At 71.5% G+C, this 12,273-nt stretch carries 8 protein-coding genes; 5 read left to right on the top strand and 3 right to left on the bottom strand.

Going from position 1 to position 12,273, the window contains the following annotated elements; all coding sequences use genetic code 11:
• The first annotated feature begins 89 nt into the window (after positions 1–89).
• The 4 genes from AC0699_RS20385 to AC0699_RS20400 all read left to right on the top strand — a co-directional run bounded on the left by AC0699_RS20385 (position 90) and on the right by AC0699_RS20400 (position 4,955).
• Positions 90–1,181, top strand: coding sequence for an energy-coupling factor transporter transmembrane component T (locus AC0699_RS20385; protein ID WP_478662144.1), 1,092 nt, complete (start codon positions 90–92; stop codon positions 1,179–1,181).
• Positions 1,178–3,430 carry an ABC transporter ATP-binding protein gene (locus AC0699_RS20390; protein WP_478662048.1) on the top strand — a complete coding sequence of 751 codons (2,253 nt, stop codon included), beginning with the start codon at positions 1,178–1,180 and terminating at the stop codon, positions 3,428–3,430. Before AC0699_RS20385 ends, AC0699_RS20390 begins: the two co-directional genes overlap by 4 nt.
• A complete protein-coding gene (locus tag AC0699_RS20395; protein ID WP_478662147.1) occupies positions 3,394–4,251 on the top strand; it encodes an ECF transporter S component in 858 nt (285 codons plus the stop codon). The genes AC0699_RS20390 and AC0699_RS20395 overlap by 37 nt, the downstream gene beginning before the upstream one ends.
• 302 nt (positions 4,252–4,553) lie before the next feature.
• Positions 4,554–4,955 (top strand): aggregation-promoting factor C-terminal-like domain-containing protein, encoded by a 402-nt coding sequence (locus tag AC0699_RS20400; protein ID WP_478662050.1) that lies wholly within the window; start codon positions 4,554–4,556, stop codon positions 4,953–4,955.
• 73 nt (positions 4,956–5,028) lie between these two features.
• On the opposite strand, the gene AC0699_RS20405 is transcribed toward AC0699_RS20400, so the two are convergent.
• The 3 genes from AC0699_RS20405 to AC0699_RS20415 all read right to left on the bottom strand — a co-directional run bounded on the left by AC0699_RS20405 (position 5,029) and on the right by AC0699_RS20415 (position 10,678).
• On the bottom strand, positions 5,029–9,084 hold the full coding sequence (locus AC0699_RS20405; protein ID WP_478662053.1) for a trypsin-like peptidase domain-containing protein: 4,056 nt from the start codon (positions 9,082–9,084) through the stop codon (positions 5,029–5,031).
• Positions 9,081–9,380, bottom strand: coding sequence for a trypco2 family protein (locus tag AC0699_RS20410; RefSeq protein WP_453668518.1), 300 nt, complete (start codon positions 9,378–9,380; stop codon positions 9,081–9,083). The genes AC0699_RS20405 and AC0699_RS20410 overlap by 4 nt, the downstream gene beginning before the upstream one ends.
• A gap of 128 nt (positions 9,381–9,508) precedes the next feature.
• Complete coding sequence (locus AC0699_RS20415; protein WP_478662057.1) at positions 9,509–10,678, bottom strand: steroid 3-ketoacyl-CoA thiolase; 1,170 nt, start codon at positions 10,676–10,678, stop codon at positions 9,509–9,511.
• A gap of 262 nt (positions 10,679–10,940) precedes the next feature.
• On the opposite strand from AC0699_RS20415, the gene AC0699_RS20420 reads away from it, so the two are divergent.
• Positions 10,941–12,197, top strand: a complete 1,257-nt coding sequence (locus tag AC0699_RS20420; protein WP_478662060.1) for a cytochrome P450 — start codon at positions 10,941–10,943, stop codon at positions 12,195–12,197.
• Positions 12,198–12,273 lie beyond the last annotated feature (76 nt).

The raw sequence follows: 12,273 nt of genomic DNA on the forward strand, positions 1-12,273 counted from the left end.
CCGGCCGCCCCGGCCGGGACCGGTACGCCCCGCGCCGGGACACGGCACACCGCGGGCGCCCGGGGCGGCGCCCGCCCCGTGGCGGGGTCCTGCGCGCCCCCGAGGCGAGCCGCAGCAACGCGCTGCCCCCGGGGGCATGGTGGGTATGGGCTCTGGGTCTGGCCACCGCCGCGTCCCGGACCACCAACCCCCTCCTCCTGGGCCTGCTGGTCTGCGTCGCCGGGTACGTCGTGGCGGCGCGCCGCACCGACGCGCCGTGGGCCCGCTCGTACGGCGCCTTCGTCAAGCTGGGGCTCTTCGTCATCGCGGCCCGGCTGGTCTTCTCCGCCGTCCTCGGCTCGCCGATCCCGGGTACGCATCTGCTGGTGACGCTGCCGGAAGTACCGCTGCCCGACTGGTCGCAGGGGATCAGGATCGGCGGCCGGGTGACGGCCGAGCAGCTGGTGTTCGCGCTGTACGACGGCGCGAAACTGGCCACGCTGCTGATCTGTGTCGGTGCGGCGAACGCCCTCGCCAACCCGGCGCGGCTGCTGAAGTCGCTGCCGGGTGCGCTGTACGAGGCGGGCGTCGCCGTCGTCGTCGCGATGACGTTCGCGCCGAACATGGTCGCGGACGTGGTGCGGCTGCGCACCGCCCGTCGGCTGCGCGGCCGCCCGACCGGCGGGGTGAAGGCGGTGCTGCAGATCGGGCTGCCGGTACTGGAGGGCGCGCTGGAGCGGTCGGTCGCGGTGGCCGCGTCGATGGACGCGCGCGGGTACGGGCGTACGGCACAGGTGCCGCCCGCCATCCGTCACACCACGTCAGCCCTCACGCTCGGCGGTCTGCTCGGGGTCTGCGCCGGCTCGTACGGACTGCTTGCCGCCGAGGGAGCGGGCTACGGACTGCCGGTGCTGCTGGGCGGGTTCGCCGCGGCGCTGGCGGGGCTGTGGCTCGGCGGGCGCCGTCAGGTCCGTACCCGCTACCGCCCCGACCGCTGGGGCGTCCGGGCCTGGCTGGTGGCCGGGTCGGGCGTGGCGGTCGCGGCGCTGACGATCCGGGCGGGTTCGTACGATCCGGACGCCCTGCACCCCGGCGTCGTACCGCTGACCGCGCCCACCCTGCCGCTGTGGCCCGCGGTGTCGGTCCTGGTGGGCCTGCTGCCCGCGTTCCTAGCTCCCGCACCGCCCAAGGAGTCGTCGTGATCCGCTTCGAGAACGTCTCGGTGACGTACGGCGACGCCGCCGCGCCCACGATCGCCGGGGTGGACCTGACCGTCCCGGAGGGCGAACTGGTTCTGCTCGTCGGCCCGTCCGGGGTCGGCAAGTCGACACTTCTGGGTGCCGTCTCCGGGCTGGTGCCCCATTTCACGGGCGGCACGCTGCGGGGCCGGGTCACGGTGAACGGCCGGGACACCCGCACCCACAAGCCGCGCGAGCTCGCCGATCTCGTCGGCACGGTGGGCCAGGACCCGCTCGCCCACTTCGTGACCGACACGGTGGAGGACGAGCTGGCGTACGGGATGGAGTCGCTGGGCCTGGCCCCGGACGTGATGCGCCGCCGCGTCGAGGAGACCCTCGACCTGCTGGGCCTGGCCGGTCTTCGCGACCGCCCGATCGCCACGCTCTCCGGCGGCCAGCAGCAGCGCGTCGCGATCGGCTCCGTGCTGACCCCGCACCCGAAGGTGCTGGTTCTGGACGAGCCGACGTCGGCGCTCGATCCGGCCGCGGCGGAGGAGGTGCTGGCGGTCCTCCAGCGGCTCGTCCACGATCTGGGCACGACCGTCCTGATGGCGGAGCACCGTCTTGAGCGGGTCGTCCAGTACGCGGACCAGGTCGTCCTGCTCCCGGCTCCTGGCGAGCCCCCGGTGACGGGAGCCCCCGCCGACATCATGACCGTCTCCCCGGTCCACCCCCCGGTCGTCGCCCTCGGCCGCCTGGCGGGCTGGGACCCGCTGCCGCTGTCGGTACGGGACGCGCGGCGCCGCGCAGGCAACTTGCGGGCGCGGCTGTCGGGGACGGAGCCGCGGGTTCCGGGTGCGGCCGCTGTTCCCTCCCCCACCCCGCCCCTTCCCGAAACCGTGGGCAAGCCCCCGGCCCGCCGCCGCGGACCCGCGACGCCGGCCGCCACCCCAGGGGAGACATGGGGTGCGTCGGCGGACACCGACCCGCTTCGCGGAACCGACGAGGCCCCGACCGCACTGCCCGACGCAGCGGGCGCGGCGGACGGAGCGGACGCGTCGGCCGACCGGCTCCGGCCTGCGAACGCGACGACCGACCAGCCCCAGCCCGCGAACGCGACAACCGACCAGCCCCAGCCCCGGCCCGCGAACGCGACGACCGACCAACTCCGGCCCGCGGCTGCGGCTGGCCAACGGTCCGCACCCGCCGATGACGAGGCACCCACGGCCGGAGGACCCGCGCCCTCACGACGGCCCGCACCGGCGAGCGAGGCAAGACGGGGGTACCTGCAGGCGAAGCTCTGGGCGAGCGAGGGAACCCCGCCCGACCACCAGGCCGGGCGCACCCACAACGTGCCCGCGGCCGAGGTACGCGAGCACTCCGCCCGGAGCCTGTTCGGCAGACTCCTGCGGCGCAGCCGCCCCGCGGCAGCCGACGGCGGGACCCCGCCCGGCCGCCAGGACGGGCGCACTCACCACGCGGCCGCCGGCGTACACCCGTCCGCACCCAGCACCCGGCGGAGCCGGCCCGCGGCCGAAGCGCGCGGCCTCGCCGTCCGCCGCGGACGGGTCGAGGCGCTCCGGCGCGTCGACCTCACCGTGACGCCCGGCGAGACCGTCGCGCTCATGGGCCGCAACGGCGCCGGGAAGTCCACACTGCTCGGCACGCTGGTGGGCATGGTCGAGCCGACCGCCGGCGCGGTCACCGTGAGCGGGCTCACCCCGCACCGCACCCCGCCCCGCGAGCTGATCCGGGAGGTGGCGCTGGTCCCGCAGGAGCCGCGGGATCTGCTGTACGCGGACACGGTGGGCGCCGAGTGCGCCGCCGCGGACGCGGACGCGGGCGCCGCGCCCGGGACCTGCCGGGAACTCGTCACCGCGCTGCTGCCCGGCGTGCCGGACGAGACCCACCCCCGGGATCTCTCCGAGGGGCAGCGCCTGGCGCTCGCCCTCGCGCTCGTGCTGACAGCCCGCCCCCCGCTGCTGCTCCTCGACGAGCCGACGCGTGGTCTGGACTACGCCGCGAAGGCCCGGCTCGTCTCCGTGCTGCGCGGTCTCGCGGCCGAGGGTCACGCCATCGTCCTCGCCACGCATGACGTGGAGCTCGCCGCCGAGCTGGCGCACCGGGTGGTGATCCTCGCGGACGGCGAGGTCGTGGCGGACGGCCCGACGGCCGACGTCGTGGTGTCGTCGCCCGCCTTCGCGCCCCAGGTCGCGAAGATCCTCGCCCCGGAGCCCTGGCTGACCGTGGCCCAGGTCGAGGAGGCCCTGTGACGGCCCGCCCCGTCCGTCTCGGCCCCCGCGCCGTCGCCGCACTCGCCCTCGTCAGCGCGATCGGCGTCGTCGCCTTCGGCTGGCCGCTGCTCGCCGGCGCGGACGCGGCCGTCACGGACCACGCCCAGGACGCCGCCTGGCTCTTCGCCGCGCTGCTGCCGCTTCTCGTCGGTGTCGTCGTCGCGACGATCGCCGACGGCGGCATGGACGCGAAAGCCGTCGCGATGCTGGGTGTGCTCGCCGCCGTGGGCGCCGCGCTGCGCCCGCTCGGCGCGGGTACGGCGGGCCTGGAGCCCATGTTCTTCCTGATGGTGCTGAGCGGCCGGGTGCTCGGCCCGGGCTTCGGCTTCGTACTCGGCTCGGTCACGATGTTCGCGTCCGCGCTGCTCACCGGCGGTGTCGGGCCGTGGATGCCGTTCCAGATGCTCGCGATGGGCTGGTTCACGACGGGCGCGGGCCTGCTGCCCGGCCCGGACCGCCTCCGGGGCCGTGCCGAGCTGCTGATGCTCGCCGGGTACGGTTTCGCCGCGGCGTTCGCGTACGGCACGGTCATGAATCTGTACGGCTGGACGATCGTGCCGGGCATGGCCTCGGGGATCTCCTTCCACGCGGGCGACCCGGTCGGCGAGAACCTGGTGCGCTTCTTCGCGTACGTCCTGGCCACCTCGCTCGGCTGGGACCTGGGCCGTGCCGCCCTCACCGTCGTCCTGACGCTCACCGTCGGCCCGACGCTCCTGAAGGCGCTCCGCCGGGCGACACGGCGCGCGGCCTTCGAGGCCCAGGTCACATTCGAGGCCGCCAAAACCTCATCCGAGGGGTGAGGCGGCCCACAGGACTTTGGTCCCGAAACGATCGGCCTTCGTAGTCGGTTTCCCAGGGGCCTCTGCCTTCGGGCCACCTCCCTGACCTGCACATAAACCCCATATGTCTAGTTTGGGACTTTCGGCCCTCCCTGCCCCCTCTACGTCGTATCTACGGGGTGAGTCCGGTCACGGCGGCGGGTCCGGGGTTCTGGCTACAACTGTTCTCGTCGCAAGGCGCCGCAGGGCCTCGAAGCCCAGCACACGAGCCCGGCTCGGCCCGCCCCTCGCGACAGCACAGTCCCCGAACGTTAGGTGCCGCCTTGTCCCGCTCGCTGATCACCCGTTTCACTGCCCGCAACAAGTCCGTTGTCGCCGGTGCCGCCGTGCTTCTCGGTGCGGCCGGTGCGGTGATGGGGACGACGTCGACGGCCTCGGCCGCCACGCCGCAGGAGCTGGCGCAGCAGATGATGCCGGCCGCCGAGTTCCAGTGCTTCGACAAGATCGTGCAGCACGAGTCCAACTGGGACCCGACCGCCACCAACGCCTCCTCCGGCGCGTACGGCCTGGTCCAGGCCCTGCCGGGCGGCAAGATGGCCTCGGCCGGTGCCGACTGGAAGACCAACCCCAAGACCCAGATCAAGTGGGGTCTGGAGTACATGAACGAGCGCTACGGCAGCCCGTGCGGCGCCTGGAACTTCTGGCAGGCCAACAACTGGTACTGAGCCGGCGGACGGCAGTCGCAGCATCTGAGGGCCCCGGTGGCCGACGCGAGGGCGTCGGCCACCGGGGCCTTCGTCATACTGCCGTGCCCTCTTCGCCGTCGCGCGGGTCCGGGTGGCGGTCGGAGATCGCCGCAAGGAGGGCGGTGGCCCTTCCCTCGGCCCTGGCCCGCTCGACGAGATCCGTCACGGCCTCCGCGAACGCCTCTTCGGACTCGGCCGTGATCAGTCCCTGGCCACGGAGATGCCGAACGAGCGAGACCAGTTGGCGGTACTCGTCACCCGGCTCCTCCTCGCCCTCCGGTTCCTCCTCGAAGCGATCGAGCATGAGCGCGATCAACCGCAGCGCCACCGGCGCGCAACGCTCAGGACCGCACACCGCCAGAAGCCGCACCGGGGCAAGCGGGTCCATGCGCAGCATCTGATCGTCGTCCGCGAACGCGGCCGCTTCCGCCACCGAGGCCGCCTCGTGAGGATGTCCCGCCCACAGCAGCAGCCGCGCGACCCTGAGCGTCCGCTTGAGGTCTTCCTCGCCGGCCAACGCCACGAGAATGTCGTCGGCCTCCGCTCCCAGACGTGTGAACAGGAGACGTTCCACCACGTCGAGCCGGTCTCCCGCCGGTATGCCGCCGTCCCGGAGGTTCCGCAGCAGCGCGTCCCTGTCCTGGAACTCGCTGATCTCGTACCGGACCAGGCTCGCGTGGAGGCGGACAGCGGTGTGCTCCTGATCGACCGACAACGCGGCCACCGCCTCGCGGACGACATCATGAAACCCCGACCGGTCAGCGCTCCTCAGCAGATCGGCGAAATGCGCCGGTGCCTTGGGGACACATGCGAGAAGAACCGGGTCGACACCTACCGGTTGCCCCGCCACCGCCCGGATGACGTCCAACGGAACCTCAGGCTCACCGGCCTGCAGCAGCGCCAGCAGTAGCCGGTGGATCATCTCCGCGTGGTAGCTGCTCATGTCCTTGTGCCGCGATCCACCCCATTCCTCCGCCGCGGCGCGGAGAACGTCCGCGGCGATCCTCGGAACGGGCTCCAGAACCCCTGCCTCCACGAGACATTCGAGCGCGGTGGTTGCTTCTTCACGCGAACCCGACGCAGCGGCGGCCTCGGTCACCAGGGCCACGGCGGCTCCGGTGGCACCCGCTGCGAGCAGCCGTGTGATCGTGAGGCTGTCGGCCGACTCGGAGCGCAGCAGGTCCTCTACGCGGTCGGGTTCCCCGAGGGCGATGAACGCGTCGGCAAGAAATCCTCGCGTCGTCGATTCGACATGTTCTTCCTTCCCACCGAGACCGGCGTAAGACTCCCGCGCCAATCTCCCCGCCATCCGTTGCGCCTCAGCATCCTCCGACCGCGCCAGGACGGAGGCAACGATCGCACGCGGATCCGCGGCACTGATCCACACGTTGCCGCCGCGGACGACGATGGTCTGGACTTCAGGCGGAGCCTGCGCCAGCAGCCAGTGGGCCGCCTCCATCGCTGCCTCAGCCCCGGAATGCCGACCGAGTGCGAGCAGAACATCGCACCGGGAGTTGAACGCCAGAGATTCGTCGGCGAGGATCCGTTCCAGGGCCTGACGACCCGGCTCCGGGTCCGGCAGCGCGTGCAGGACGTCGCCGAAGAGGTCGAGGTGGAACCGCGAGTGAACGCGCTCGGCCAGGCGTTGTGTGGCAGAGGAGCGCAGGCTCCGTGGCAGCTGAACGCCGTCGGCGAGCAGTCGCCCCGCCAGCAGGGCGTACCGGTCCGGGGTGTTCCCGTCCATCGCTCCGTCCCGCCCGATCATCGCCTGGCTCGTGTGGACGACGTAGTCCTCGTACCGGTCGCTGCGGTCCATCAGCAGCCCGGCAAGTCGCTCCGCCGCCCGCTCGCCCCGCTCGTGCGCCCAGCACGCCACAGTCAGCACTGCCAGGTCGTCGGGGGTCTCCGACAGCGCTGCCGTGAGGAGTTCGTCGGTCTGCCACTCCTGGCCCGGCCAGTCGTCGGTGAGACTCCGGGATGAGTCCCGCGCGACCAGGTATTCGGCGAGGCTCCGGTGACCCCAGCGCAGTTCGCCCGTGGCGGTCACACCATAGAAGAGACCGGTGCCCGTCAGGAGGCCTCCGACCGTGTCCGGCCAGGCCGCGAAGAAGTCCGGCGGATCGGTTATCCGGTCCTTCGCCCAGACGACGGCGTCGTCGATGGTCACCGCCCTGTCGGAGGCGAGGGTCAGCCGGGCCAGATGGGTCAGCAGCGGCACTCGGTTGCTGTGGAGCCAGTCCGCGAGGGACTCCTCGCCCCCGGCCTCGACGACCGTCCTGCGCCACGCCGTTCGCCGACCGCCTTCCGCGTCCCGGCGGTTGAGGAGGTGCTTCAGAAGCTCCTCGTAGAGGCCCGCACGGCCGGTCGGCAGACCGCCGGGCGGCATGCGTCGGTACACCATGAGCGCGATGGCGGCGAGCAGCGGCGTCCTGATGATCTGACGCAGTCCTTTGGCGTCGATGTGCTGGAGGAAGCGCTCCACTACGTCCTCGCCCGCACCGGTCACTCCAGGATAGGCATCGAGCCAGCGGCGTGCCAGCAGCCGCAGCTGCGCGTCGTCGAAGGGGGCCAGCACATACCCGGCGACACCGCCGCCCCGCAGCGAGGCCAGTTCCGCCGCAGGCATGGGGCGGGTGGCCACGACCCAACGGAACGGGCTGGCCGGGCGTTTCGCATCCGCCGCGATCGCGTCGATCACATGGCGTCGTACGGTGACGTCGACGATCTCGTCCAGACCGTCGACCAGGACCAGCCATTCGACGCCCGGGACGGGTTCCTCGAAGACTCCGGTCGGCAGACCGGGCGACAGCAGTGCACCGAGCCGTTTGTGCACCGATCCGCGCAGCAATGCCGGAAGCGGCTCGGGGCCCGCGAGGTCCTGGGCCGTCACGCGTACCGGAATGACTTTCCGCTTGAGCAGTTCCGCACTGTCTCCGCCGTAGTCCCCGGTTCCGGTGATCCAGGCTCGGGCGAGGGTGCGCGTGATGTGGTGGATGAAGGTGGACTTGCCCGCGCCCGGTGGTCCCTCCAGCACGACGTGGCGGTGCTGGGCCAGGGCCGATTCGGCCTTCACCAGCTTGCCGGCGGTCATCGTCCTCCCACCCGGGGGTCCCGGGGCGCCCGAGGCAGCTGAGGCGTCCGGAGCACCCGAGGCATCGGGCGTCCCCTCGACCCGCTGCTGGACATAGGCGTCGTGAAGCGACGGGTCGGCCCGGTCGTGCAGCCGGTAGTGGTGCACCGGGGAGGCGTTGAGCTCGGCGTCCAGCAGCGCGTACAGCCCCCGGTTCCGGCGTACGGCCGCCACGTCGGCCGGCGGGAGGTCGACGCGGACCTCCGTCAGCCCGGCCGGGGTGAGCGGAAGCCCGATGAGCTCGTTCAGCCGTGCCGTGTCCGCGGGCGTGAGGTGTTCGTACCACCGGTCGACACGCGTGGCGGACAACTCCCCCGGGCCCTCGTCCTCGTGATGCTCGGTGACGAGCCCGATGAGGCAGCCCATGCTCCACACGGCGGCGCCGGACATGCCTTCCCACGGGCTGTGCGCGTCGGAGGCATCGGTCTGCGGCGACGCGAGGGTGTGAATGGCCAGCCTGCGCTCACGGCTGTTGGAGAGGACCGGAGCCTTCCCGTCGGCGAGATGGTGGGCGTCCCTGAAGGGTGCCGAACCGTCGGCGGGCCGGCGCAGCTTGTACCGGGGGAAACCGAGCGAGGAGCAGGTCACCGTGCCGTCCAGCGCCGGGACGGCCCCGAACCGCACGGAGGGCAACCCCGCCTCCACGGCGGAGAATTCCCCCTTTCGCTCCTCCGGGCGGCCGATGGGGCCGGTGGTGCCGATCGCGACGACGGCGATGTCGAGCAGGTCGTCCGCCCAGACGACGACGCCTTCCGCCGACCACTCGTCCGGCCGGTCGGGCCGGAAGACCACGCGTAGCTCCGCGGCCGCACGGACGACGTGGGCGGCGGTGAGCAGGTGCCCCGAGGCCACCCGGTAGCCGGAGCCGCGCTCGTCGCGGCCCGCGTGCGTGGTGACGAGGACCTGCGCGGCCCTGTCCTGGTCCAGACCCGAAGGGCCGGGCAGCAGCCACTGCCCGGCCACAGGATTCGCGCTCACCTCTCCCCGGTCACGGCCTCGCCGGACACATGAGGCCGCCTACCGGTGGACTTCAGCTTGGGCTGCAGCGTCAGCTTGAGGCGCTGGGTGTCGGTGCTGTTCTTCTTCTTGTCGCCGCCCAGTTCGAGGACCCAGAACTTCACCTTCCCGGATCCGCCTCCGCCCTTCTCCAGGGCGACGGACAGTTCGAGCTCGATATCGCCGAGCTCCAGCTCCAGTTCCTCACCGTCCGCAGCCCGCCTGGCCTCGTTCAGCTGGCTGCGCAGGTCACGGATCACATGGGACAGTTCGATCAACGCGGCTCCCCTTACGGCGCTTTCGGAGGGTCGATCGTACTGCGAGCCGCGACCGCACCGCCGCCGCAATCGGGCTGGAGCCTGTCCGGTGGATCAGGCGCGAGCTCAGCAAGATCCACCGGACTGGCCTACAGCCGCTGAATGATCGTCCCGGTCGCCAGCGCCCCGCCCGCGCACATCGTGATGAGCGCGAACTCCTTGTCCCTGCGCTCCAGCTCGTGCAGCGCCGTCGTGATCAGCCGCGCCCCGGTCGCGCCCACCGGATGCCCCAGCGCGATGGCCCCGCCGTTGACGTTGACCTTCGCCAGGTCCTGCTCGAAGACCTGGGCCCAGCTCAGTACGACCGAGGCGAAGGCCTCGTTGATCTCGACGAGATCGATGTCCTTGAGCGACATCCCCGCCTTCCCCAGCACCGCCCGGGTCGCGTCGATCGGCCCGTCCAGGTGGTAGTGCGGGTCGGCGCCGACGAGGGCCTGGGCGACGATCCGGGCGCGCGGTTTGAGCTTGAGCGCCCGGGCCATGCGCTTGGACGCCCACATGATGGCGCCGGCGCCGTCCGAGATCTGGGAGGAGTTGCCCGCGGTGTGAATCGCGGTGGGCATGACCGGCTTCAGCCCGGACAACGCCTCCATGGAGGTGTCCCGCAGCCCTTCGTCACGGTCGACGAGCCGCCACATGCCCTGCCCCGCGTGCTGTTCCTCCTCGGTCGTGGGGACCTGGACGGCGAACGTCTCGCGTTTGAAGCGCTCCTCGGACCAGGCGACGGCCGCGCGCTCCTGCGAGATCAGGCCGAGGGAGTCCACGTTCTCGCGGGTCAGCCCGCGATGGCGCGCGATGCGCTCCGCCGCCTCGAACTGGTTGGGCAGATCGACGTTCCACTCGTCGGGCCAGGGCTTTCCCGGCCCGTGCTTGGAGCCGCTGCCCAGTGGGACGCGCGACATGGCCTCGACACCGCAGCTGATGCCGATGTCGATGACGCCGGCCGCGATCATGTTCGCGGTCATGTGCGAGGCCTGCTGCGAGGAACCGCACTGGCAGTCGACGGTCGTCGCGGCGGTCTCGTACGGAAGTCCCATCGCGAGCCAGGCGTTGCGGGCGGGGTTCATGGACTGCTCGCCGGCGTGGGTGACGGTGCCGCCGACGATCTGTTCGACACAGTCGGCGTGGATGCCGGTGCGTCCCAGGAGTTCACGGTAGGTCTCGCCCAACAGATAGGCGGGGTGCAGATTGGCAAGCGCGCCACCGCGCTTGCCAATGGGTGTGCGTACGGCTTCGACGATGACGGGTTCCGCGGCCATGAGCTCGTCCTCTCCTCAGCACAGCGGCGGGGCGTCCCGGCGACCCGCACGCAAGAACCGCAAGAAGAACTAGTACGCGTTCTAGTTCTCTGAGCAGTCTTATGAGGGTTACCCCGGGTTCGCAAGGCTCCTGCACGCAACAGTTCCCGCCGCGACCCTTGCCACTTGTAGAACCCGTTACTACCTTGCGGGCAATTCTGATGGGCCGTCAGAACTTTTCAGCCGCCGCACAACTGTCCAGCCGCCAGACCTGGAGTTGCCGATGTCCTGCCCCCATCTCCCCGAAGGGTTCGACGCCACCGACCCCGATCTGCTGCAGAGCCGCATACCCTTCCCGGAGTTCGCCCAACTGCGGCAGACCGCACCTGTCTGGTGGTGTCCGCAGCCCCGCGGCATCACCGGCTTCGACGACGAGGGCTACTGGGTCGTCACACGGCACGCGGACGTCAAGTACGTCTCCACGCACCCGGAGTTGTTCTCGTCCACCGAGAACACGGCAGTCATCCGCTTCAACGAGCACATCACCCGTGACCAGATCGAGGTCCAGAAGCTGATCATGCTGAACATGGACCCGCCGGAGCACACCCGGGTCCGCCAGATCGTCCAGCGCGGCTTCACCCCGCGGGCGATACGGAGCCTGGAAGCCGCACTCCGCGACCGCGCCCGGAAGATCGTCCAGGCGGCGAGGGCGAGGGCGAACGCGGACGGCACCGACGGCAGCTTCGACTTCGTCACCAACATCGCCGTGGAACTGCCGCTCCAGGCCATCGCCGAACTCATCGGCGTACCCCAGGACGACCGGGCCCGGATCTTCGACTGGTCGAACAAGATGGTCGCGTACGACGACCCCGAGTACGCCATCACCGAAGAGATCGGCGCCGAGGCCGCCATGGAACTCATCGGCTACTCGATGAACCTGGCCGCCGCCCGCAAGGAGTGCCCGGCGAAGGACATCGTGACCCAGCTCGTGGCGGCGGAGGGCGAAGGCAATCTGTCGTCCGACGAGTTCGGCTTCTTCGTGCTGCTGCTCGCGGTCGCCGGGAACGAGACGACGCGCAACGCCATCAGCCACGGCATGCACGCGTTCCTCACCCATCCCGAGCAGTGGGAGCTCTACAAGCGGGAGCGACCGGCGACCGCCGCCGAGGAGATCGTCCGCTGGGCCACGCCCGTGGTCTCCTTCCAGCGCACCGCGACCCAGGACACCGAGCTCGGCGGCCAGAAGATCAAGAAGGGCGACCGGGTGGGGATGTTCTACTCCTCCGCCAACAACGACCCCGACGTCTTCGACCGGCCCGAGGTCTTCGACATCACCCGCGACCCGAACCCGCACCTCGGCTTCGGCGGCGGAGGCCCGCACTTCTGCCTCGGCAAGTCCCTCGCCATCCAGGAGATCGACCTGATCTTCAACGCGCTCGCCGACACCCTGCCGGACCTGCGCCTGGTGGGCGACCCGCGCCGGCTGCGGGCGGCCTGGCTGAACGGCATCAAGGAACTCCAGGTCGCCGTAGGCACCTGAGAGCCGGGCGCCGCACCCGGCCATGGGAGGCGGGGGCCATCCCCCCTACGCCCCGCCCCCGTCTCCCGCCCGACCG

The organism is Streptomyces sp. NPDC043870, from assembly GCF_056435785.1.

What these genes read in the sequence shown, in the direction of transcription:
- AC0699_RS20420 (WP_478662060.1), top strand. Translation starts at nt 10,941, where the DNA reads ATGTCCTGCCCCCATCTCCCCGAAGGGTTCGACGCCACCGACCCCGAT.
- AC0699_RS20415 (WP_478662057.1), bottom strand. Translation starts at nt 10,678, where the DNA reads ATGGCCGCGGAACCCGTCATCGTCGAAGCCGTACGCACACCCATTGGC.